This is a genomic window from Myxococcus dinghuensis, assembly GCF_024198235.1.
GTDB lineage: Bacteria > Myxococcota > Myxococcia > Myxococcales > Myxococcaceae > Myxococcus > Myxococcus dinghuensis.
The window spans coordinates 326,480-348,364 of sequence record NZ_JAKCFB010000006.1 but is presented as its reverse complement, the minus strand read 5'-3'; the positions used below and the strand labels follow the sequence as shown (position 1 = coordinate 348,364).

General features: G+C 70.6%; 19 protein-coding genes. 8 read left to right on the top strand and 11 right to left on the bottom strand.

Annotation, left to right across the window (positions count from 1 at the left end; genetic code table 11):
- The first annotated feature begins 115 nt into the window (after window positions 1–115).
- From lepA to LZ198_RS12005, 7 genes are all read left to right on the top strand, one after another.
- A complete protein-coding gene (lepA, locus tag LZ198_RS12035; RefSeq protein ID WP_253972061.1) occupies window positions 116–1,927 on the top strand; it encodes a translation elongation factor 4 in 1,812 nt (603 codons plus the stop codon).
- A 4-nt stretch (window positions 1,928–1,931) separates the two neighbouring features.
- The gene (gene lepB / locus LZ198_RS12030; protein WP_253972060.1) at window positions 1,932–3,188 is read left to right on the top strand and encodes a signal peptidase I; all 1,257 of its coding nucleotides are present in this window, start codon (window positions 1,932–1,934) and stop codon (window positions 3,186–3,188) included.
- A gap of 108 nt (window positions 3,189–3,296) precedes the next feature.
- Window positions 3,297–4,556 (top strand): signal peptidase I, encoded by a 1,260-nt coding sequence (gene lepB / locus LZ198_RS12025; RefSeq protein ID WP_253972059.1) that lies wholly within the window; start codon window positions 3,297–3,299, stop codon window positions 4,554–4,556.
- A gap of 85 nt (window positions 4,557–4,641) precedes the next feature.
- On the top strand, window positions 4,642–5,535 hold the full coding sequence (locus LZ198_RS12020) for an aspartate carbamoyltransferase catalytic subunit (protein ID WP_253972058.1): 894 nt from the start codon (window positions 4,642–4,644) through the stop codon (window positions 5,533–5,535).
- Window positions 5,532–6,836: a dihydroorotase gene (locus tag LZ198_RS12015; protein WP_253972057.1), complete on the top strand. Its 1,305-nt coding sequence runs from the start codon at window positions 5,532–5,534 to the stop codon at window positions 6,834–6,836. The genes LZ198_RS12020 and LZ198_RS12015 overlap by 4 nt, the downstream gene beginning before the upstream one ends.
- Window positions 6,836–7,960 carry a glutamine-hydrolyzing carbamoyl-phosphate synthase small subunit gene (gene carA / locus LZ198_RS12010; RefSeq protein ID WP_253972056.1) on the top strand — a complete coding sequence of 375 codons (1,125 nt, stop codon included), beginning with the start codon at window positions 6,836–6,838 and terminating at the stop codon, window positions 7,958–7,960. Before LZ198_RS12015 ends, carA begins: the two co-directional genes overlap by 1 nt.
- A gap of 15 nt (window positions 7,961–7,975) precedes the next feature.
- A complete protein-coding gene (locus tag LZ198_RS12005) occupies window positions 7,976–8,641 on the top strand; it encodes a hypothetical protein (RefSeq protein WP_253972055.1) in 666 nt (221 codons plus the stop codon).
- A gap of 48 nt (window positions 8,642–8,689) precedes the next feature.
- On the opposite strand, the gene pyk is transcribed toward LZ198_RS12005, so the two are convergent.
- From pyk to LZ198_RS11990, 3 genes are all read right to left on the bottom strand, one after another.
- Entirely contained in the window at window positions 8,690–10,090 is a 1,401-nt protein-coding gene (gene pyk, locus LZ198_RS12000; RefSeq protein WP_253972054.1) for a pyruvate kinase, read from the bottom strand.
- Window positions 10,091–10,302: 212 nt separating this feature from the next.
- Window positions 10,303–11,088 (bottom strand): bifunctional nuclease family protein, encoded by a 786-nt coding sequence (locus LZ198_RS11995; protein WP_407667410.1) that lies wholly within the window; start codon window positions 11,086–11,088, stop codon window positions 10,303–10,305.
- Between the two features lie 102 nt (window positions 11,089–11,190).
- Window positions 11,191–11,571: a hypothetical protein gene (locus tag LZ198_RS11990; RefSeq protein WP_253972052.1), complete on the bottom strand. Its 381-nt coding sequence runs from the start codon at window positions 11,569–11,571 to the stop codon at window positions 11,191–11,193.
- An 89-nt stretch (window positions 11,572–11,660) separates the two neighbouring features.
- On the opposite strand from LZ198_RS11990, the gene LZ198_RS11985 reads away from it, so the two are divergent.
- Window positions 11,661–13,478 (top strand): AMP-dependent synthetase/ligase, encoded by a 1,818-nt coding sequence (locus LZ198_RS11985; protein ID WP_253972051.1) that lies wholly within the window; start codon window positions 11,661–11,663, stop codon window positions 13,476–13,478.
- Window positions 13,479–13,594: 116 nt separating this feature from the next.
- Here the strand turns inward: LZ198_RS11985 and LZ198_RS11980 are convergent, their stop codons facing one another.
- The 8 genes from LZ198_RS11980 to aroF form a co-directional block, all read right to left on the bottom strand.
- Complete coding sequence (locus tag LZ198_RS11980) at window positions 13,595–14,896, bottom strand: citrate synthase (protein WP_253972050.1); 1,302 nt, start codon at window positions 14,894–14,896, stop codon at window positions 13,595–13,597.
- A 77-nt stretch (window positions 14,897–14,973) separates the two neighbouring features.
- The gene (locus LZ198_RS11975) at window positions 14,974–16,263 is read right to left on the bottom strand and encodes a 3-phosphoshikimate 1-carboxyvinyltransferase (protein WP_253972049.1); all 1,290 of its coding nucleotides are present in this window, start codon (window positions 16,261–16,263) and stop codon (window positions 14,974–14,976) included.
- Entirely contained in the window at window positions 16,260–17,330 is a 1,071-nt protein-coding gene (locus tag LZ198_RS11970) for a 3-dehydroquinate synthase (RefSeq protein ID WP_253972048.1), read from the bottom strand. The genes LZ198_RS11975 and LZ198_RS11970 overlap by 4 nt, the downstream gene beginning before the upstream one ends.
- Window positions 17,327–18,346, bottom strand: coding sequence for a chorismate synthase (aroC, locus tag LZ198_RS11965; RefSeq protein WP_253972047.1), 1,020 nt, complete (start codon window positions 18,344–18,346; stop codon window positions 17,327–17,329). Before aroC ends, LZ198_RS11970 begins: the two co-directional genes overlap by 4 nt.
- The gene (locus LZ198_RS11960) at window positions 18,343–19,617 is read right to left on the bottom strand and encodes a shikimate dehydrogenase (RefSeq protein ID WP_253972046.1); all 1,275 of its coding nucleotides are present in this window, start codon (window positions 19,615–19,617) and stop codon (window positions 18,343–18,345) included. The genes aroC and LZ198_RS11960 overlap by 4 nt, the downstream gene beginning before the upstream one ends.
- Window positions 19,614–20,159, bottom strand: coding sequence for a shikimate kinase (locus LZ198_RS11955; RefSeq protein ID WP_253972045.1), 546 nt, complete (start codon window positions 20,157–20,159; stop codon window positions 19,614–19,616). Before LZ198_RS11955 ends, LZ198_RS11960 begins: the two co-directional genes overlap by 4 nt.
- Window positions 20,160–20,196: 37 nt before the next feature.
- Window positions 20,197–20,886, bottom strand: a complete 690-nt coding sequence (ubiE, locus tag LZ198_RS11950; protein WP_253972044.1) for a bifunctional demethylmenaquinone methyltransferase/2-methoxy-6-polyprenyl-1,4-benzoquinol methylase UbiE — start codon at window positions 20,884–20,886, stop codon at window positions 20,197–20,199.
- The gene (gene aroF / locus LZ198_RS11945; protein ID WP_253972043.1) at window positions 20,883–21,788 is read right to left on the bottom strand and encodes a 3-deoxy-7-phosphoheptulonate synthase; all 906 of its coding nucleotides are present in this window, start codon (window positions 21,786–21,788) and stop codon (window positions 20,883–20,885) included. The genes ubiE and aroF overlap by 4 nt, the downstream gene beginning before the upstream one ends.
- Between the last annotated feature and the right edge of the window lie 97 nt (window positions 21,789–21,885).

Below are 21,885 nucleotides of genomic sequence, written 5' to 3'. Positions count from 1 at the left end.
GTTGGGGAACAATGGGGCTCCCCCGACGGGTTGCTCGTCGGGCGGACGTTCACGCGTAGATTTTCGCGCGGTTCCCTGTTAGTCACGCCCGCTTCTTCCGACGAGCGCTCCGAACATGCCGGCTGAAAACGCGCACATCCGCAACTTCTGCATCATCGCCCATATCGACCATGGGAAGTCGACGCTGGCCGACCGCCTCCTCGACAAGACGGGGACGCTGAGCAAGCGCGAGGCGCAGGCCCAGTTCCTCGACAACATGGACATCGAGCGCGAGCGGGGCATCACCATCAAGGCCCAGTCCGTGCGGATGAACTACACGGCGAAGGACGGCAAGCAGTACGTCCTGAACCTCATCGACACGCCGGGACACGTGGACTTCGCCTACGAGGTGAGCCGCAGCCTGGCCGCGTGCGAGGGGGCGCTGCTGGTGGTGGACGCGTCGCAGGGCGTGGAGGCCCAGACGCTGGCCAACGTCTACATGGCGCTGGACCACGACCTGGAGATCATCCCGGTCATCAACAAGATCGACCTGCCCAGCGCGGACGTGGCGCGCACCCGCGCGGAGATCGAGGACGTCATCGGCATCGACGCGTCCGTGGCGGTGCCGGCCTCCGCGAAGGAGGGCATCGGCATCCACGAGATCCTCGAGTCGGTGGTGCAGCGCGTGCCGCCCCCGAGCGGCTCGCCGGACGCGCCGCTCAAGGCCCTCATCTTCGACTCCTGGTACGACAACTACCGGGGCGTGGTGACGCTGGTGCGCGTGCTCGAGGGCACGCTGAAGCTCAAGCAGAAGATCAAGCTGTGGAGCAACAACAAGGTCTTCGAGGTGCAGGAGCTGGGTGTGTTCAGCCCGTTCTCGCGCCCGGTGACGCAGCTCATGGCGGGCGAGGTGGGCGTGCTCGTCGCCAACATCAAGGAGCTGCAGGACGCCAAGGTCGGTGACACCGTCACCGAGGAGCTGCGCCCCACGGAAGAGCCGTTCCCGGGGTTCCAGGAAGTCAAGCCGATGGTGTTCTCCGGCATCTTCCCGGTGGACTCCGCCGAGTACGAGAACCTGCGTGACGCGCTGGCGAAGCTGAAGCTCAACGACTCCGCCTTCACGTACGAGCCCGAGTCGTCCACGGCGCTGGGCTTCGGCTTCCGCTGCGGCTACCTGGGCCTCCTGCACATGGAGATCGTCCAGGAGCGCCTGGAGCGCGAGTACAACCTGGATCTCATCACCACCGCGCCGAGCGTGGTGTACCGGATCACCACGAGCAAGGGCGAGGTCCAGCTCGTGGACAACCCGGCCAAGCTGCCGCCGGTGCAGAACATCGAGAAGTTCGAGGAGCCCATCCTCACCTGTCACATCCACGTCCCCAACGACCACCTGGGCGCCATCCTGAAGCTGTGCCAGGAGCGCCGCGGCGTGCAGAAGGACATGAAGTACCTGGGCAGCAGCGGCCAGCGCGTGCAGGTGACGTACGAGATGCCGCTGGCGGAGGTCGTCTTCGACTTCTTCGACAAGCTCAAGAGCGTGTCGCGTGGCTACGCCAGCCTCGACTACGAGCTGTCCGGCTACCAGGAGGCGGACCTGGCCCGCCTGGACATCCTCATCAACGGGGACCCGGTGGACGCGCTGAGCGTCATCGTGCACCGCGAGCGCGCGTACCTGCGCGGTCGCGAGGTGTGCCAGAAGCTCAAGGAGGTCATCCCGAAGCAGATGTACGAGGTGGCCATCCAGGCGGCCATCGGCGCGAAGATCATCGCGCGCGAGACGATCTCCGCCATGCGCAAGAACGTGCTCGCCAAGTGCTACGGCGGCGACATCAGCCGCAAGCGCAAGCTCCTCGAGAAGCAGAAGGAGGGCAAGAAGCGCATGAAGCAGGTGGGCACGGTGGAGATTCCGCAGGAGGCCTTCCTCGCGGTCCTCAAGACGGAGCAGTGAGCCCATGAGCGCGGCCAGCCCCTCCGCCCCTCCCGCCGTGAAGCTCTCCTCGGTGATGGCCGCCCGCCGCACGCCGGACCAGCTGCGCGCGCGCCGCAAGCTGGTGTGGCGGGAGATGCTCACCAGCCTGTGGGCCCCGCTGTGCATCATCGGCCTGGCCTTCATCCCCTACACGCTGCTCATCGAGTACGCCCCGGCCGCCGCGTCGTGGGCCCAGCCCGTGATGAAGGGCCTGGGCCTGGTGATGGTGGCGTTCTTCCTGGTGCTGCTCGTCTTCCGCAACGTGTCCGCGAAGGAGAAGGCGCTGCGCCCGCTCAGGCAGGAGGCGCACGAGCTCATCTCCGAGGACGAGGCCCTGCTGCGCAAGGTGCAGGGCATGGGGCGGCTCCAGCCGGGCGTGTCCGAGCAGATCGCCGAGCAGGCCCTGCGCGTGGAGAACGCGTCGGTGGCCGGCGACGCGGACACGCTGCGCGCGGAGCTCAAGGGGCTGGAGGCCCTGACGGCGCAGCACCTGGGCGCCTTCCGCAAGCGCTCCGTCATGGACTTCGTGGGCGGGTTCGGCAAGGCGCTGCTGGTGGCGCTCGTCATCCGCACCTTCATCGTGGAGCCGTACCGGATTCCGTCCGGGTCCATGCTCCCCACGCTGGAGATCGGCGACCAGGTCTTCGTCAACAAGTTCATCTACGGGGTGCGCATCCCGTTCATGAACGTGGTGCCGTTCGTCCTCGTCCGGCGGCCGGCGCGCGGCGACGTCATCGTCTTCAACAACCCGGTCGACGAGTCCAAGGACTACATCAAGCGCGTGGTCGGCCTGCCGGGCGACACCGTCGAGCTGTTCGAGGGCGTGGTCTACATCAACGGCAAGATGCAGCCCCGCGAGCGCGTCTCGTCCGAGTTCATCGTCCACAACATCACCGACAACGGCGTGTGGTTCGACCAGCAGGAGACCCTCTACGAGGAGGACCTGTCGGGCGTGTCGCATGCCGCCCTCCAGACGCTCTCCCGGATGCCGCGCCACGAGGGGCCCTACGTGGTGCCCCCCGGGCAGGTCTTCGTCATGGGCGACAACCGCGACAACAGCGCGGACAGCCGCCACGGCTTCGGCATCACCGGCAACAACCAGACGGAGTTCGTGCCGTACGGCCACATCAAGGGCAAGGCGATGGTGGTGTGGCTGTCGCTGGGCTACCACGGCCTGCTGCATGGGCTGTTCGGCGGCACCGGCCTGCGGGTGGACCGCTTCTTCGAGCCGGTGCGCTGAGGCGCGACGTCCGGGACTGTCGCGGCGCGTCCCGGGTTATGGTGGGGCTCGACGCCGCCGGGGGGCGAGGATGAGGCTCCTCGGGGTGTCAGGACGGAGCCGTCGCCCATGACCGCAGCCAGCCCTTCCGCCCCGCTCCCCACGACCCTCGCCGCCGCCATGGCGCAGCAGCGGACGCCCGAGCAGGCGCGCGCGCGCCGCCTCCTGGCGTGGCGGGAGCGCCTCACCAGCCTGTGGACACCGCCCGTCCTCGTCGCGCTGGCCTGCGTCCCCTACACCCTCGTCGTCCAGTACGCCCCCCCGGCGGCGGCGTGGGCCCAGCCGGCGATGAAGGGCTTCGGCCTGGTGATGGTGGCGTACTTCCTGGCGCTGCTCGTCTTCCGCAACCTGTCCGCGAAGGAGCGGGCGCTGCGCCCGCTGCGCTACGAGGCGGGCGAGCTGCTGGAGGAGGGCGACCGGCTGCTGCGCAAGCCCCAGGTCCAGGCGAAGCTGGAGGCGGGGACACCCGCGCGCCTCGCCGAGCAGGCCCTGCGCGTGGAGGGGGCCTGCGTGGCGGGGGAGGCAGAGGCGCTGCGGCGCGAGCTCAAGGCGCTCGAGGACCTGACGGCACAGCACCTGGGGGCCTTCCGCAAGCAGACGACGTGGGACTCGGTGGGGGGCATCGTGAAGCTGCTGCTCTTCGCCCTGGCCTTCCGGACCGCCGCGGTGGAGCCCTACCGGATTCCGTCCGGCTCCATGCTGCCCACGCTGGAGATCGGCGACCACGTCCTGGTCAACAAGTTCATCTATGGCGTGCGCCTCCCGTTCCTGAACGTGGTGCCGTTCGTCCTCGTGCGCGCGCCGACGCGAGGGGACGTCGTCGTCTTCAACAACCCCGTCGACGAGTCGAAGGACCTCATCAAGCGCGTGGTGGGCGTGCCCGGGGACGTGGTGGAGCTGAACGACGGCGTCGTCTCCATCAACGGCCAGGTGCAGGCGCGCCGGAGCGTCGACCCGCGCTTCACCGTCCACAACCTGGTCGAGGGCGGGGACTGGTTCGACCAGCAGGAGGCCCTCTTCGAGGAGGACCTGTCCGGCGTCTCCCACGCCGTGCTCCAGATGTCCGAGCGCACGCCCCGTCACGAGGGGCCCTACGTCGTGCCGCCGGGGCACGTCTTCGTGCTCGGTGACAACCGTGACAACAGCTCCGACAGCCGGCATGGCCTGGGCGGCCCGGGCGGTTACAACCGCGCGCAGTTCGTGCCCTACGGCCACATCAAGGGCAAGGCGATGGTGGTGTGGATGTCGCTGGGCTACCAGGGGCTGCTCCACGGCGTGTTCGGTGGCACCGGCCTCCGGGTGGATCGCTTCTTCGAGCCGGTCCGCTGACACACACCTGGTGGGCGAGCGGGCCGCCTCGTCGCGGACGGTGCTTGACGCGCCGCACGGCCCGGGGTACGCGGCGCCCCCGGCCATGAGACACCTCCTCGGAATCGAAGGCTGGCGCCGGGACGAGCTGGAGGCACTGCTCGACAGAGCGCGCGTCCACCTGCCCGGTGGACCCGACGTCACCCACACCCTTCGCGGGAAGGTGGTGGCGAACCTCTTCTTCGAGGACTCCACCCGGACGCGCACCTCGTTCCACATGGCCGCCCGGGGCCTGGGCGCGGGGGTCCTCAACTGGAGCCCCTCCGGCTCCTCGACGTCCAAGGGCGAGACGCTCCTGGACACCGCGCGCAACATCGAGGCGACGGGGCCGGTGGCCATCGTCATGCGCCACAAGTCCTCCGGCGCGCCCCACCTGGTGGCGAAGCACGTGCGCTGCGCGGTCATCAACGCCGGGGATGGCACCCACGAGCACCCCTCGCAGGCCCTGCTGGACGCCTTCACGCTGCGCCAGCGCTGGGGCAGCCTCGAGGGCCGCACGGTGCTCATCGTCGGCGACATCCTCCACAGCCGCGTCGCCCGCTCCAACCTCTGGTGCCTCAAGGAGTTGGGCGCGCGGGTGGTCTTCTGTGGGCCCCCCACGCTGCTGCCCACGGGGCTGGAGTCGCTGGGCGCGGAGGTGACGTCCAACCTGGACGCGGTGCTGGCGCAGGCGGACGCGGTGATGTGCCTGCGCCTGCAACTGGAGCGGCAGACCGAGGCGTTCCTGCCGTCGACGAAGGAGTACTCGCGGCTGTTCGGGCTCACCGCGGCGCGCGAGGAGCGGATGAAGCCGGAGGCGCTGGTGATGCACCCAGGCCCCATCAACCGGGGGCTGGAGCTGGCGCCGTCGGTGGCGGACGGGCCGCGCAGCGTCATCCTGGAGCAGGTGTCCAACGGCGTCGCCGTGCGGCGGGCCATCCTCGAGGTGTGTACGTCATGAGCGGCACGGTGCTCTTCCGGCGCGGGCGCGTCATCGACCCGCGCAACGGCGTGGACGGCGTGCGCGACGTCCTGGTGAAGGACGGCAAGGTGGCGGAGGTCTCCGAGGCGCCGCTGCCCGTGCCCGCGGGCGCCGAGGTGGTGGAGGCCGCGGGGCGCTGGGTGCTGCCGGGCTTCATCGACCTGCACGTCCACCTGCGCGAGCCGGGCGAGGAGGGGAAGGAGACCGTCCTCACCGGGTGCCGCGCCGCGGTGGCCGGCGGGTTCACCGCCGTGGTGGCGATGCCGAACACCAAGGTGGTCAACGACAGCGGGCTCGTCACGGAGCTGGTGCTGTCGCGCGCGCGCGCCGCCAACCTCTGCCACGTGTACCCGGCCGGGGCCATCACCAAGGGCCTCAAGGGCGAGGAGCTGGCGGAGACGGGCGAGCTCATCTCCGCCGGCTGCGTGGCCATCACCGACGACGGCCGCCCGGTGATGAGCGCCGCGCTGATGCGCCGCGCCCTCCAGTACGCCACGCTCTTCGGCGTGCCCGTGATGGTGCACGAGGAGGACCTCACCCTGTCCGCCGGGGGCGCCATGCACGAGGGGCCCACGGCCACGCGCCTGGGCCTGCGAGGCATCCCCGCGTCCGCGGAGGTGGCCATGGTGGCGCGCGACCTGGTGCTGCTGGAGGAGACGAAGGGCCGGCTGCACATCGCCCACGTGTCCTGCGAGGGCAGCGTGCGCCTCATCCGCGAGGCGAAGCGCCGGGGCCTGAACGTCACCGCCGAGGCGACGCCCCACCACGTCATCCTGGATGACCGGGCGGTGGGGGACTACGACACGCACGCGAAGATGGCGCCGCCCCTGCGCGCCGACCGCGACGTGGAGGCCCTGCGCGAGGCGCTGGCGGACGGGACGGTGGACGCCATCGCCACGGACCACGCGCCCCACGGCGTGCTGGACAAGCAGGTCGAGTTCGAGAAGGGGATCAACGGCATCGTCGGGTTGGAGACGGCGCTCGGGTTGACGCTGGAGCTGGTCCACGCGGGCGTGCTCACCGAGCAGCGCGCGGTGGCGCTCCTGACGCACGGTCCCGCCCAGGCCTTCGGGCTGCCGGGCGGTCACCTGGCCCCGGGGGCCCCGGGGGACGTCACGGTGGTGGACCCCATCGAGGAGTGGACGGTGGATGCCCACCGGTTCTATTCCCGCAGCCGGAATACCCCCTTCCATGGCCGTAGGCAGAAGGGACGTGTGGTGCAGACCTGGGTTTCTGGCCGGAAGGTGTATGCCGACGGTCAGGTGAAGGAGTCGCGGTGATGACGAAGCGGGCAGTGCTCGCCCTGGCGGATGGCACCACGTTCGAGGGTCGCGCCTTCGGCGCGGTCGGCGAGACGGTGGGTGAGGTGGTCTTCAACACGTCCATGTACGGCTACCAGGAGATCCTCACGGACCCCTCGTACGTCGGGCAGATCGTCACCATGTCGTACCCGGAGATGGGCAACGTCGGGGCGACACCGGAGGACGAGGAGGCGGGCAAGGTGCACGCGGTGGGGATGGTCGTCCGCTCCCTCACCGACCTGCCCTCCAACTGGCGCGCGCGCGAGTCGCTCGACGCGTACCTCAAGCGAAACAACGTCGCGGGCATCGAGGGCCTCGACACGCGCCGCCTGGTGCGCCACCTGCGCACCCACGGCGCGCAGACGGGCGTCATCTCCAGCGAGGGCCACTCCGCGCCCGCGCTGGTCGAGCGCGCGCGGTCCGCCCCCGGAATGGAGGGCCTGGACCTGGCCACCGGCGTGTCGACGAAGGCGCCGTACACCTTCACCGCGCCCTCGCCGGACGTCTTCACCGGGCTGGGGGAGGTGCACCCCAAGGGCGACCCCCGCTTCGACGTGGTCGCGTACGACTACGGCCTGAAGAAGTCGATGCTGCACTTCCTGGTCGACGTGGGCTGCCGCGTCACGGTGGTGCCGTCCCACACCACTGCGGACGAGGTCCTGGCGCGCAAGCCCCACGGCGTCTTCCTGGCCAACGGCCCGGGCGACCCGGCGGCGGTGAAGGGCGCGGACCGCACCGTGGCGGCGCTGCTGGGCAAGGTGCCGGTGTTCGGCATCTGCCTGGGGCACCAGATCATGGCCCTGGCGCTGGGCGGCCGGACGTACAAGATGAAGTTCGGCCACCGCGGCGGCAACCAGCCCGTCAAGGACCTCACCACGGGCAAGGTGGAGATCACCGCGCAGAACCACGGCTTCGCCGTGGACGACGCCAGCCTCAAGGGCAAGGCCGTCGTGACGCACATCAACCTCAACGACGGCACGGTGGAGGGCCTGGCCGTCCCGGACGCTCGGGCCTTCAGCGTGCAGTACCACCCCGAGGCCTCTCCGGGCCCGCATGACGCGCGCTATCTCTTCGGTCGCTTCGCGAAGCTGATGGCGGGGTAGGATGACCTGGCCCCTATGGACTCCCCGCTGTCACCGCTCTCCTACCAGCCGTACCTGGACCAGCTCATCGCCTTTGGCAGCGCGGACTCGCGGAAGGCGGACCTCCTCGACGCGAAGGCGGAGTACTTCCGCCTGACGGGCGAGGTCTTCGAGGACGACAAGCTCTTCGAGCTGCGCATGGCGTCGTTCCTCGACTTCTACCTCTACGACCGCGTCTCGCCCCCGGCGGGCAAGACGCCGGCCGTGGAGTTCTACGAGCAGCGGGCGGCCAGCTCCTCCCCGGAGGAGTCCAACGCCTTCCGGAGCTTCACGGAGACGGTCCACGGCCTCTTCGAGGTCCGCAAGCTGGGCAAGGGCCTGGTGCGCCTGCGCGAGCTGTACTCCGGCAAGGACTTCGACGTGACGGAGCGCCGCCACATCGCCGGGCTGGAGACGGGCGACATCCTCGAGGCGCGCCTCATCCCGTTCGGTGGGCACCTGCTGTTCTCCTCGGCCTTCTGCTACCACCCGCGCGTGGCGGTGAAGGCCATCAAGGCCGAGGTGAAGCGCCGCAAGAAGAAGGAGCCGGAGCGCAGCCCCGACGAGCTCGTCTGGGAGTGCGCGCGCCGCGCCCTCAACATGGAGCGCTACCGCCAGCTCGCCGTCGAGAAGCTCTACGACTTCGAGCAGAAGGTCCTCTGAGGCCCCGGGGGCCGCCGTCGTCCGGACGACGGCCCTCGCGGCGACACCTCAGACGCGGTGGATGCTCATCAGGTTGGTGTTGCCGGGCACGTTGAGCGGGACGCCCGCGACGATGACCACGGGCGTGCCCACCTCGCAGATGCGCTCGCGGTGACACAGCTTGCGCACCTGCCGCAGCATGGCGTCCGTGGACGCCACCCGCGGCACCTGCAGCCCCGTGACCCCCCAGTACATGGCCACCTTGTTCACCGTCGCCTCGTTCGGCGTCAGGGCGATGATGCGCGCGTGGGGCCGGAACTCGGAGATGAGGCGCGCGGTGTGGCCGCCCTCCGTGTAGGCGACGATGGTGTGGATATCCAGTTGGGTCGCCGCCGCCACCGCCGCCGCGGCCACGCCCGTGCCCAGGTCCTCCGAGCGCTCGAAGGGGGAGTGGTGCAGGTGCCGCGTCACGCCGCGCTCGGTCTCCTCGACGATGCGCGCCATCGTTGCCGCCGCGTCCACGGGGTAGCGCCCCGCGGCCGTCTCGCCCGACAGCATCACCGCGTCCGCGCCGTCGAGGATGGCGTTGGCCACGTCGGAGACCTCGGCGCGCGTGGGCCGGGGGCTGCCCACCATGCTCTCCAGCATCTCCGTGGCCACGATGACCAGGCCGCCCATCTGGTTCACCACGCGCACCATCCGCTTCTGGATGGCGGGTAGCTGCTCCAGCGGCATCTCCACGCCCAAGTCACCCCGGGCCACCATGATGCCGTCCGCCACCTTGGCGATGGCCTCCAGGTTGTCCACCGCCTGGGGCTTTTCGATCTTCGCGATGAGCGGCGTCTGGAGCTTCTCCACGTGCTCGCGCGCCGCGTGGATGTCGTCCGCCGAACGCACGAAGGACAACGCCACGTAGTCGACACCCACCTCCTGCCCGAAGGCGAGGTCCTCGATGTCCTTGGGCGTGAGCGTCGCCACGGACATGGGGGAACCTGGCAGGTTGAGTCCCTTGTGGTCCTTGAGGACCCCGCCGACCTCCACTTCGCACAACACGTCGCGTCCGGACACCTTGCGCACGCGCAGGCGCACCCGGCCGTCGTCGAGGAGGATGGCGTGGCCCGGCTCCACGTCCTTCACGAGGGAGCGGATGGGCGTGGGGATGATGGCGCCCTGGCCCAGCACGGCGCGGGTCGTCACCGTCACCTTCTGGCCGGGCGTCACCGTCAGCTGCCCGCCCTCGAACCGGCCCAGGCGGATCTTCGGGCCCTGGACGTCCTGGAGGATGGCGACGGGCTGCTTCAGACGCCTGGCTGCCTTGCGCAGCAGGGCCACGCGCTGGCGGTGTTCGTCATGCGTACCGTGTGAGAAGTTCAGCCGCGCCACGTTCATGCCGGCGCGGATGAGGCCCTCGATGACTTCCAGCGAACTCGAGGCGGGCCCCAGGGTGCAGATGATCTTCGCCTTGCGCATATGCGCGGGCATCCTAGGCGCCCGGGTGGCCGGCTTGACAGCGTCGCGCCCCCGGGACTAACTCTTCGTCACGGGCGCGCGGCGGACCCAACCCACCGGGTGGTCTCGCGCCAGGCTTCCAGCGCTGTTCGATGTTCGAAAGAGAAAGCCCGGCTTCCCTGGGAGGGGGGGCCGGGCTTTCTCCTTTCGGCGCGGGCTCTCACCGGGGAGGCCTACAGCTCGATCTCCTTGCCGGTGCCCTCGGGCGGGGGCGGCTTGGGGTGGCCGGGAGGCAGCACGAGCGCGTCCCCATCCGAGGGAGGCTGGCCCCCGGACGACGGGGGGAGGCCGGGCGCGGCGGGCTCGTCCATGAGGCCCGGCGGGCCGCTGCCACCCACGCCGGGGCCGCCCTTCTGGAGCGATTCGATCTCCGACCGGCTGATGCCCGCCAGCGTCAGCACCTTCCGGGTGACGCGGATGCGCGCGTGGCTGGTCATCGCCATGGCGATGGAGTCCGAGGGCCGCGCGTCCAGGCTCATCTTCTTCTGGCCCTGCTCGAGGAAGACGCGGCCCGAGTAGACGTTGTCGCGCAGGTCGTCGATGCGGACCTCCGTCACCTTGGCGCCCAGCTGGTCCACCACGTCGTCCAGCAGGTCCTGGGCGAGTGGCTGGGGCGGCTCGCGCTCCGCCAGCCGGAAGGCGATGGAGACCGCGGAGGCCTCGTCCACGAAGACGGGCAGGACGATCTCCTGGTCCTTCGTGGTGAGCACCACCGCGTGCGTCTGGGCCTCGATGAGCGGGATGACGTCCTTCACCTCCAGGTCCACGAGTTCGGAGCAGGCCTTGGGGTCGCTCCCGTGGTCGGTGATGCAGGGCTGTCCGGCTGGCTTGTCCCGGCCCACCGCCGAGGCGATGGCTCCCGGGGAGGTGAAGGCCGGAAGCAGCAGGAACCCTCCCAGCGCCAGCACCAGAGCCGAGAGGGGAGCGAAGACGAAGGTGGCGCGCTTGGGCATTTTCACGCCCCTAAGCTACGCACCCGTCATTCCGCCGGGAGGGCAGCGGTCCAGCCCGGTTGCCCTCGGCGCCGGGAGCCGGCTGCCCGGAGGGCAAGGAGGCGGACGTCAACGACGGTCGTCGTCCTCGTCCTCGTCGTCGTAGTCCTCTTCGTCCTCGACGTCCTCGTCCTCGTCCTCGTCGAGGTCGTCATCCTCGTCCTCGGACTCCTCGTCGTCCTCCTCGTCCTCGTCGTCGTCGAGCGTGTCGGCGACGTCCTCGGACTCCAGCGTCATGGAGACGGCGAACTTCTTGTCGAGCACGGCGATCTGCGCGCGCATCTCCGAGAGGGCCGCGACGAAGTCCTCCGCGAGGTTGGCCGGCGCCTTCGCGTCGCAGTGGGGGCAGACGATCTTCTCCGTCCCCTCGATGAGGTCTTGCACGTCAAGCTCGAAGCTTGCCTCGCACTTCTGGCAGGTGAAGTCGATGCTCATGGTCGGGCGCGGCATACAAAGCCGCCGGTCCCCATGTCAACGCCCTCGACATGGAAGGGCGGGTGCATGGTGGCCCAACCCCCACATCCGCTAGCGTGCGGCCCATGGACCTCCCGAAGACCGTCGTGCATGCCCTTCATGAGCGGGCCGCGCAGCAGGAGCATCGGCCGGCCCTCTGGACGCGACGGGGACGCGCCTACGTCCCCACCTCCTGGAAGGAGTACGCCGAGCGTGTGAAGCGCTTCGCCCTGGGCCTGCGGACGCTGGGCTTCGGGGAGGGGCAGGCGCTGGGCATCATCAGCTTCAACCGCGAGGAGTGGCACGTCGCCGACCTGGCCGCGATGGCCCTGGGAGGCGTACCGGTAGGTCTGTACACCACCAGCGCGGTGGATCAGCTCGAGTACATCCTCGGGCACTGCGAGGCCACCGTCCTGGTGGTGGAGCACGACAAGCACCTGCGCGCGGCCCTGGCGCTGCGGGCACGCCTGCCGAAGCTGCGGCACATCATCGCCGTGGACGCCCCCATCGGGCCGCTCCAGGAGGGCGTGGTGCGCTACGAGGAGGTCCTGGAGCGCGGCACGGACGTGGACGAGAAGCCCTACTGGGACAGCATCAACGCGCTGAAGCCGGAGGCGCTGGGCACCCTCATCTACACCTCCGGCACCACGGGCCACCCCAAGGGGGTGATGCTCAGCCACCACAACCTGTCCTGGACGGCGCGCCAGCTCATCCTGGCCGTGGACTTCGTGGCCAAGGACGACTCCGTCATCCTCTCGTATCTGCCGCTGTCCCACATCGCGGAGCAGGTCATCTCCCTGCACTGTCCGCTGATGCTGGGCATCCAGGTGTACTTCGCGGACTCCGTGGAGGCGATGCCGGCGAACCTGAAGGACATCCGGCCCACGTTCTTCTTCGGCGTGCCCCGGGTGTGGGAGAAGTTCAAGGTGAAGGCGGAGGAGGGGCTGCGCGCCCAGCCGCCGTTGAAGCGCCGGCTGGTGGAGTGGGCCCGGGGCGTGGCCTCGGAGTTCCATGCCCGCGCCCAGCGCCACGAGCGCATCCCCGTCCTGTTGGAGACGCAGTACAACCTGGCGCGGCGGCTGGTGTTCGAGCCGCTCAAGGCCCGCATCGGCATGGCCCGGGTGGAGTTCTTCGCCACGGCGGCGGCGCCCATCGGCCGGGAGGTGCTGGAGTTCTTCGCCTCCATCGACATCCTCATCCACGAGGTGTGGGGCATGACGGAGGTGTCGGGCCCCGGCACGGTGAACACCCGCGACGCCACCCACCTGGGCACGGTGGGCCGGCCCATGATCGGCGTGGAGATCCGCATCGCCGAGGACGGGGAGATCCTCGTCAAGGGCGGCAACGTGTGCCAGGGCTACTTCAAGAACCCGGCGGCCACGCAGGAGCTGCTGGAGGACGGGTGGCTGCACACCGGTGACGTGGGGCAGTTGGACGGGGAGGGCTACCTCCACATCACCGGCCGCAAGAAGGAGATCATCGTCACCTCCGGCGGGAAGAAGACGGCGCCCGGCAACATCGAGGAGCTGCTCAAGGGGCTGCCCGGCGTGGGCAACGCGCTCGTGGTGGGCGACCGCCGCAACTACCTGGTGGCGCTGGTGACGCTGGACGCGGAGAAGGGGCGCACCCTGGCGCGGCAACAGGGGTGGCCGGAGGACCCGGCGGCCCTGGCGAAGGACGCGCGCGTGGGGCCGTTCCTGCAACAGCTCATCGACCGCGAGGTGAACCCGAAGCTGTCCCGCTTCGAGACCGTCAAGCGCATCGCCGTGCTGGAGCGCGACTTCACGGTGGACGACGGCGAACTCACCCCCACGATGAAGGTGCGCCGCAAGATCGTGGAGCAGAAGCACGCCGCCCTCATCGAGTCGCTCTACGACGAGGCCGCGGCGGCGCGCGCGGGCTGACGGCGTCCCCCTCTGCGGCGCCGTCCCGCCGCTCCAAAAAGAAGGAGGGGCGGGGAACCTTCCGGTTCCTCGCCCCTCCTCAGGTCATGCCCAAAGGGGTGTGGTGACGACCGGGACTACTTCCCGGTGCGCTTGTCCATGGGGATGTAGTCGCGGCGCGCCTTGCCGGTGAACACCTGGCGGGGGCGGGCGATCTTCTGCTCGGGATCCAGGACCATCTCCTCCCACTGCGCGCACCAGCCCACCGTGCGGGGGATGGCGAAGAGGACGGGGAACATCTCGACCTGGAAGCCCATCGCCTCGTAGATGAGGCCGGAGTAGAAGTCGACGTTCGGGTACAGCTTGCGCTTGACGAAGTACTCGTCCTGGAGGGCGATGCGCTCCAGCTCCACGGCGATCTCGAGCAGCGGGTTCTTGCCCGTCACGTCGAAGACCTCGTCCGCCACGCGCTTGATGACCTTGGCGCGCGGGTCGTAGGACTTGTAGACGCGGTGGCCGAAGCCCATCAGCTTCTTCTCGCCCTCGCCGCTCTTCACCGACTTGATGAAGTCCGGCACCTTCGAGATGTGGCCGATCTCACGCAGCATGCGGAGCACCGCCTCGTTGGCGCCGCCGTGCAGCGGGCCGTAGAGGGCGGCGATGCCGGCGGTGACCGCGGAGTACGGGTCGACCTCGGACGAGCCCACCGTGCGCACGGACGTCGTCGAGCAGTTCTGCTCGTGGTCCGCGTGGAGGATGAAGAGCACGTCGAGCGCGCGCTCCAGCACCGGGTGGACCTTGTAGGTCGTGGTGCCGATGCGCTTGATCATCGCCAGGAAGTTGGCGACGTAGGACAGGTCGTTGTCCGGGTAGATGTACGGCAGGCCCATGCTGTGCCGGTACGAGAACGCGGCGATGGTGGGCATCTTGGCGATGAGCCGGGTGATCTGGATGCGGCGGCTGCGCTCGTCCTTGGTGTTCTTCGCGTCCGGGTAGAAGCCGGAGAGCGCGGCCACCGTGGAGGCCAGCATGGACATCGGGTGCGCGTCGTAGCGGAACCCGTCCATGAAGGACTTCACGTTCTCGTGGACGTAGGTGTGGTGCGTGACCAGGTGGATGAACTGCTCCAGCTCCTTGGCCGTCGGCAGCTCACCGTTCAGCAGGAGGTACGCGACCTCGAGGTAGCTCGACTTCTCCGCGAGCTGCTCGATGGGGTAGCCGCGATACTCCAGGATGCCTTTGTCGCCATCGATGAAGGTGATGGCGCTCTTACAGTTCGCCGTATTCAGGAACGCCGGGTCGTAACCCATCAGGCCGAAGTCGTCGTCCGAGACCTTGATCTGGCGCAGGGCGTTGGTGCGGATACATCCGTTCTCGACCGGGACCTCGTACGTCTTGCCGGTCCGATTGTCGGTGATCGTCAGCGTGTCCTTGGGCATGGGCGGAGATTTCACAGGGCGCAGATCGCTTTCAACAAAAAAGAACGATAAGTCAGCAGGGGCGACACTGATGCTTCCTACGGGTGCTCGGAAATTCGGACGCCCGCGCGGGACAATTGGCGCCAGAAGCCCGGAAAACTCTTCTCGACACATTCGGGGCCGGTGAGGACCAGGGGCGTCCCGGACAGGACACTCAGGGTGGCGGCCGTCATCGCCAGCCGGTGGTCCCCCCGGCTGTCCATCTCGAACCGGGGCGGCGGGGCGGCGGGGGGCTGGATGCGCAGGACCTCTCCCTGGAGGTCCGTGGTGCCCCCGTAGGCCGCCACGAGGGTGCGGATGCCCTCGAGCCGGTCGCTCTCCTTGACCCGGAGGATGCCCACCTCCGTCAGCGTGGACGGGGCGGGCAGCACGCACGCGAGCGCCGCCAGGGTGGGGAGCAGGTCGGGGCACTCCGTCCCGGAAGCCCGCAGGCCCCCGGACAGCCGCCCCTGCACCTTCATCGTGTGCGCGGGGCCCTCGGGGACCGCCCGCAGGCCCACCTGCTCGATGAGCCGGAGGATGGCCTGGTCCGGGTGGGCGCTGTCCGGGTCCGCCCGCTCCACCGCGCCCTGGGCCTTCCAGGCGATGAGCAGGAGGTAGCCCAGCGACGACCAGTCCCCCGGCAGGGCCGGGACGCTGGGGGGCGCGGTGTAGCCGGCCACGGTGTAGCGGGAGGGCGACTCCTGGATGTCGAAGCCGAAGCGTCGCAGCCACGACACCGTGAGCTCCAGGTAGCCGGCGCTGGTCAGCGTCCCCTCGATGTCCACGCTCCAGGCGCGGCGCTCGCGCAGGAAGAGCGCGGCGCAGCCCAGCAGGAGGCTGGAGGCGTACTGGCTGCTCTGGGCGCCCGGCACGCGGAAGGCGGACGTCATGGACGACGTGTCCGTGGGGGCCTTCAGCTCCACGGGCCACGGCGTGCCCTCGACGAGGGTGAGCCCCGCGGCGCCGAGCGCGTCGCGCAGGGCGGTGAAGAGCGGACCGTGGGGGCGCTCCCCCAGGCGCGGCGTGCCGGTCAGCCGCACGTGGGCGCCGGGCGTCACCGCGACCTGGGTGGCGAGGATGCGGAAGGGGGCGCCGCCGTCGGCGCAGTCCACGTCGCGCACGGGCCCCGCCGGCAGCCGCAGGGCCTCCACGCCCCGGCGCAGCACGCGCACGTCGGCGGGGAGGTCCTCGTCGGCCTCGGCCTGGACGGAGGGCAGGGGCCAGGCCCCGGTGAGGTGTCCCAGCACCAGCGCCCGCTGCGCGTCCGACTTGGAGACGGGCGGGGTGAGGGCGGAGGCGCGCAGGCCGCTGGGGTCCACGAGGACGCGGCGGGTGCTCTCGCTCACGGGCGCACCCCCTTCGTCCAGGAGGGCCACAGCCCGCGCCACGTCGTGGCCTCCACGTCGCGGACCTCGGTCGCGCCGATGGCCGTCAGGAGCACCATGCGCAGCTCACCCTTCGCGCCCGCCTTCTTGTCGGCGTCGAGCAGCGTGGCCACGTCCTTCAGCGAGGACTTCCCCAGCAGGCCGGCCACGCGCTCGCGGCCGAGCACGCCCGGGCCCTGGAGGAGCGCGGACTCGACGGTGGCGGCGACGGGCTCCGGCGTGACGCCCAGCGTCCGGCCCACGTCGAGCGCCAGGAGGATGCCCAGCCCCACCGCGTCGCCGTGCGACAGCTTGAAGCGCGACACGCTCTCCAGCACGTGGCCGAAGGTGTGGCCGAAGTTGAGCACGCGGCGCAGGCCGGTGTGCTCGTACGGGTCCCGCGAGCAGACGCCCTCCTTGAGGGCGCGCGCGTCCTTCACCAGCTTCTCCAGCGACGGCGCCTTGCGCACGTACGCGCGGAAGCGGCGGGCGTCGAGGCTGATGACCATCTTCCACGCCTCGAGCGACCCCTCCCGCACCTGCGTGGGCGACAGGGACGCGAACAGCTCCGGGCAGATCCACCCCTCCTCGGCGTAGTGGAAGACGCCCGCGGGGTTCTTCACCACGCGGCCCTTCACCGTGAGGTCCACCGCGCCCTTGCCGCCGAGGCTGCTGTCCACCGCGGCCAGCAGCGTGGTGGGCACCTGGACCAGCCGGACGCCGCGCTTGAGCAGGTGCGCGGCCACGGTGGACACGTCGCCCACGGTGCCGCCACCCACGGCGACGAGCGTGCCGGAGCGGGGCAGGGACAGCCCCGCGGCGAGGACCTTCTCCAGCGCCTGGAACGTCTTGGCGCTCTCACCGCCCACCAACTGGACGATGGCGCGCGGCGAGCGGGCCTCCAGCGCGGGAATCAGGCCCGGGTGGAGCCGGGCGACGGTGCGGTCGACGACGGCGACGCTGCCCTCGGGCAGGCGCTTCGCGAGACGAGGAAACGGGCCCCAGCGGTCGTTCGGAGGACGGTAGGCGCCGGGAGGAGTCTGGCTCATAGGGTGTTCGGGCGTGCGTTCATCTGTTGGACGAGGTCTGCGATGACCAGGGACACCATGGACTCCAGCACCGGGACGGCGCGGGGCATGATGCACGGGTCGTGACGGCCACCCTTCGCGTGGTCCGCCAGCGTCGCTGGGGGTTTGAAGAAGGCGCGGACCTGGAGGGGCTCGCCGTTGGTGAGCCCGCCCTGGATGCCGCCGTAGACATCCTTCACGGAGTGGAAGCGGGTGCCGGGCTGGCTGATGCGCTCGAGCAGATCCGGCGGGCCCCACACGACGCCGGTGATCGCGCCGACGCTGCCGAGCGCCTGGGCGATGAGCGCCTTGATCTTCCCGAAGATGGGTTCGCCCAGTCCCACGGGCAGGCCCTCCACGCGCACGTCGATGGAGCCGCCCAGGCTGTCGCCGGCCTCCTTCGCCGCGAGGATGCGCGCCGCCATCTCCTCGCGCACGGCGACGTCCGGGCAGCGCGTGGGGTGCGCGTCCACCATGGCGCGGGTGAGCCCGGGCGCGGGGACGGAGGCCACGAGGTCCCCCACCTGGGACACGTACGCGACGGTGCGCACCGTGGGCAGGTCCCGCTCCAGGTACGCCTCGGCGATGGTGCCGCCGATGACGCGGCAGAGCGTCTCGCGCCCGCTGGTGCGGCCGCCGCCCCGGTGGTCGCGGTGCTTGTAGCGCTCGCGCCAGACGGCGTCCGCGTGGCCGGGCCGGTCCACCTGCTTGAGCTGCTCGTAGTCGCCGGAGCGCTGGTTCGTGTTGCGCACGATGGCGGCGATGGGCGTGCCCAGCGTCTTGTCCTCGAAGACGCCGGAGAGGATCTCCACCTGGTCCGGCTCGTTGCGGGGCGTGACGAGCGACGACTGCCCCGGGCGACGACGGTCGAGCGCGGCCTGGATGCGCTCGCGCGTCAGGGGCACCCCCGCCGGGCAGCCATCCACCACCGCGCCGAGCGCGGGGCCGTGGCTCTCACCGAAGGTCGTCAAGCGGAACAGGGTGCCGAAGGTGTTCATGTCGCTGTCTCCCAAAGCTGTCGCTGCCGCCGGGCCTGCGCGACGAACCACGCCGCGCCCAACAGGACCGGGGTACCGCCGCGCCGCGAAATCTCCGCCGCGATGCGTCGTCCGGGCGCACCGTACGCGATCACCGCCACGCGTGCTCGCTCGAATCGCAGGGAATCCGGTGGTGGCACCCGCTCGGGCCACGTCCAGACGCCCGCGCCCTCCAGCGGTCCCTGGATGTCGGCGCGGCGGAGGACCCGCAGGGCCTGTCCCCGCTCGGCGGCCACGGTGCGCAGGGCGGAGGTCGCGCCCCCGTCGCCCAGGACGAAGACGTCCCGGGCGCCCAGGCGCTCCAGGACCTTCCGGGCGCCCTCGGTGTCGGTGTTGAAGGACTCCCACCGGGAGCCCCGGCGGACGAGGGTGTTGATGGCGTCGAGGGGCGAGCCGGTGTGCCGGGCCAGCCGCATCTTGAAGGGGCTGGTGACGGCGAAGCCGGCGTACTCGGTGAGGAGCGAGTCCACGAGCGCCTCGACCGGGCCGGCCTCGGGGATGTCGATGCGGTCGAAGGGCTGGCGGTGGAGGCGCGGCGAGCGCGAGTGGGTGATGGCGGTGCCCAGGATGCCGAGCCGCAGGGGGGCGGGGAGGGTGAGGCGATCCGCGCCCTTCCACTCGCGCACGACGTCGTCGAGCAGGCGCTGGCCGGGGGCCGCCGCCCACGAGCCGCCCGCGGCCACGTAGTCCAGCACGTTGTTCCGGGCGAGCACGGCGCGAGCGGGCAGGGCCACCGCGCCCATGCCCAGCACCGTGACGCGCGTCGCGCCGAAGCGCGCCGTCAGCGCGCGCTGGGTCTCCAGGAGGGTGCCGAGGTGGGCCGGCTCGCTCATGGGCTCCACGTGCTTCACCAGCGCGTCGGTGGGCAACGGACGCTCCCACAGGGCCAGGGCCTCGTGGGTGCTCAGCGGCCGGTCCGCGTGGTGCGAGGCGAGCAGCTTGCCGGCGGGCGCGTCGAGCGAATCGCGCCGCTCGCCGGTGGCGTCCATCAGGTCCTGGTCCACGCGCCACGCGGCGGCGACCCAGGCGGGGGGGAGGGGCTTGCCCCGCTCCGAGACGAGCAGCGGCAGCACCTGGGCGAGCGCGGCCGGGTCGACGGCGTCGGCGGCGTGCAGGTCCGTGCGGATCTCCAGCACTTCGGCGCCTCGGCGCTGACACTCCCGCGCGAAGGCCACGGCGTCGCCGCCGAGGAGGGTGGGAGGCAGGGTCACGACACGCCGGGCGGGCGTCACGGGGGCTCCTCGTGGGTGAGGCAGCCCCGGAGGAAGTCGACCAGGGCCACGGTGGGGACGCGGGCGTGGAGCGCCTCGCGTTCATGGAAGATGGAGGCGATCTCCTCCTCGAGGGAGACCTCGGGGCGCAGGCGAGGGCGCGTCCGGTCCACGAGCAGGCGATCCCGATACGTCTCGAACGTCACCGGAATCAGCAGGGTGAAGGCCCCCGCGAGCGCGTCCGGATGATGCGAGAGGAAGCCGCCGCCCACCGCGACCAGCGAGCCGGGGGGCAGGTCCACCAGCGCGCGGCGCTCGGCGGCGCGGAACTCGGTGGGGGACTCGGCCACCCAGGTGCGCAGGGGCCGGCCGTGGAGGCGCTCCAGGTGGTGATCCAGGTCCACGCCCTCCCGTCCGAGCAGGGCCGCCACCCGGGGCAGCAGCGTGGACTTGCCGGCGCTGCGGTGGCCGCAGAGGACCACCGTCTGACCCGCGGCGGGGCGCGCGACCGGACCCGGCCGCGCGAGGGCTTCCCTCAGTGCCGGCGCGAGCCGGGGATCCACCGAGGTGAGGACATGCTCGACGAGGTGACTGCGCCGCTCAGCGGACGGTGCCGACATACACGTGCGCGGTGCCGAACGTCAGCGGATGGGCGCTGCGCTCCGCGTACGCTCCGGACTGGTCCATCAGCGACAGGAACTTGTCGCCGGCGGGGAAGGCCGCGGAGGTGCGCGGCAGGTACTCGTAGGCGGCGCGGTTGCCGGTGAGCAGACCGCCCACGGCGGGCATGATGGTCTTGCTGTAGAAGCGGAACAGCGCGCCGAACATGCCCTCGGGCTGGCCGAACTCCAGCACCACCACGTGGCCGCCGGGGCGCACCACGCGCCCCATCTCCCGCAGGCACTGCACCGGGTCGTCCACGTTGCGGATGCCGAAGGCGATGGACGCCACGTCGAAGCTGTTGTCCGCGAAGGGCAGGGCCATCGCGTCCGCCACCTGGAAGTTCACCTGGAGGCCCGCCTTCGCCGCCTTCGCGGGGGCGCTCTCCAGCATCTCCGGGCAGAAGTCGGTGCCCGTCACGTGCCCGGTGTCGCCCACCTTGCGCTTGAACACCATGGCCAGGTCGCCCGTGCCGGAGGCGCAGTCCAGGACGCGGTCACCCGCCTTGGCCTGGCTGAGCCGCACGGCCGTCCGCCGCCACAGGCGGTGGATGCCGAACGAGAGGACCTCGTTCGTCACGTCGTACCGCGTGGCGATGGAGGAGAACATCTGACGGACTTCAGTGCTCATCGCGCCCTCACGACCTGGGCCGGGCTGTCCGGCCGCCAAAGGTGTCGGCCCACCGCGTCTAGCACGGGTGACAGCCGCTGCATCAAGGATTGGAAGCGCTCCGGCGTCAGGGCCTGGTTTCCGTCACACAGGGCCTGCTCCGGGCGCGGGTGGACCTCGATGAGCAGCCCGTCCGCCCCCGCGGCGGCCGCCGCCAGGGACATGGGCAGGATGAGGTCCGGGTGTCCCGTCGCGTGGGACGGGTCCACGATGACGGGCAGGTGGGTGCGCTGCTTGGCCCAGGCCACCGCCGCCAGGTCCAGCGTGTTGCGCATCTCCGTCTCGAAGGTGCGGATGCCCCGCTCACAGAGCATCACCTGCTCGTTGCCGCCCTCGAGGATGTACTCCGCCGCCAGCAGCCACTCCTGGAGCGTGGCCGACAGCCCGCGCTTGAGCAGCACGGGCCGGCGCACCTTTCCGAGCGCGCGCAGCAGCGAGAAGTTCTGCATGTTGCGCGCGCCCACCTGGAGGATGTCCGCCGCCTCCGCCATGAAGGGAATCTGCGCGGAGTCCATCACTTCACTGATGACCGGCAGGCCGTGCTTGCGCCCCGCCTCCGCCAGCAGGTGCAGCCCCGGCTCGCCCATCCCCTGGAACGCGTAGGGACTGGTGCGAGGCTTGAATACGCCGCCCCTCAATACATGGGCTCCAGCGGCCGCCACGGCCGCGGCGGTCTTCTCCACCTGGTCCGTCCCCTCCACCGCGCACGGGCCCGCCATCACCACGAAGCCCGGACCGCCGACCTCCACCTCACCCGCGCGGACGCGCGTGCCCTCGGGCCGGAAGGCTCGCAGCACCCGGCGCGCACCCGTGTCCTTCCCGGACACCGCCGGCGTCGCTTCGTCTGGCTGCTTGCCTCCCACGGCCTCTCCTGTTCATCGAGTTCAAGAGGTTTTGAACTCCTTGGTGCATGTATAGCCGAGATGGCTTAGAAGACAACCGAAGGTGGTGGCAGGGCAG

Excerpts from the sequence above, each read along its gene's own strand:
- LZ198_RS11985 (WP_253972051.1), top strand. The coding sequence starts at position 11,661 with ATGGACCTCCCGAAGACCGTCGTGCATGCCCTTCATGAGCGGGCCGCG.
- LZ198_RS11990 (WP_253972052.1), bottom strand. The coding sequence starts at position 11,571 with ATGCCGCGCCCGACCATGAGCATCGACTTCACCTGCCAGAAGTGCGAG.
- lepB (WP_253972059.1), top strand. The coding sequence starts at position 3,297 with ATGACCGCAGCCAGCCCTTCCGCCCCGCTCCCCACGACCCTCGCCGCC.
- LZ198_RS11970 (WP_253972048.1), bottom strand. The coding sequence starts at position 17,330 with ATGAGCCAGACTCCTCCCGGCGCCTACCGTCCTCCGAACGACCGCTGG.
- LZ198_RS12020 (WP_253972058.1), top strand. The coding sequence starts at position 4,642 with ATGAGACACCTCCTCGGAATCGAAGGCTGGCGCCGGGACGAGCTGGAG.
- LZ198_RS12005 (WP_253972055.1), top strand. The coding sequence starts at position 7,976 with ATGGACTCCCCGCTGTCACCGCTCTCCTACCAGCCGTACCTGGACCAG.
- lepA (WP_253972061.1), top strand. The coding sequence starts at position 116 with ATGCCGGCTGAAAACGCGCACATCCGCAACTTCTGCATCATCGCCCAT.
- ubiE (WP_253972044.1), bottom strand. The coding sequence starts at position 20,886 with ATGAGCACTGAAGTCCGTCAGATGTTCTCCTCCATCGCCACGCGGTAC.
- LZ198_RS12015 (WP_253972057.1), top strand. The coding sequence starts at position 5,532 with ATGAGCGGCACGGTGCTCTTCCGGCGCGGGCGCGTCATCGACCCGCGC.
- LZ198_RS11980 (WP_253972050.1), bottom strand. The coding sequence starts at position 14,896 with ATGCCCAAGGACACGCTGACGATCACCGACAATCGGACCGGCAAGACG.
- pyk (WP_253972054.1), bottom strand. The coding sequence starts at position 10,090 with ATGCGCAAGGCGAAGATCATCTGCACCCTGGGGCCCGCCTCGAGTTCG.
- lepB (WP_253972060.1), top strand. The coding sequence starts at position 1,932 with ATGAGCGCGGCCAGCCCCTCCGCCCCTCCCGCCGTGAAGCTCTCCTCG.
- carA (WP_253972056.1), top strand. The coding sequence starts at position 6,836 with ATGACGAAGCGGGCAGTGCTCGCCCTGGCGGATGGCACCACGTTCGAG.
- aroC (WP_253972047.1), bottom strand. The coding sequence starts at position 18,346 with ATGAACACCTTCGGCACCCTGTTCCGCTTGACGACCTTCGGTGAGAGC.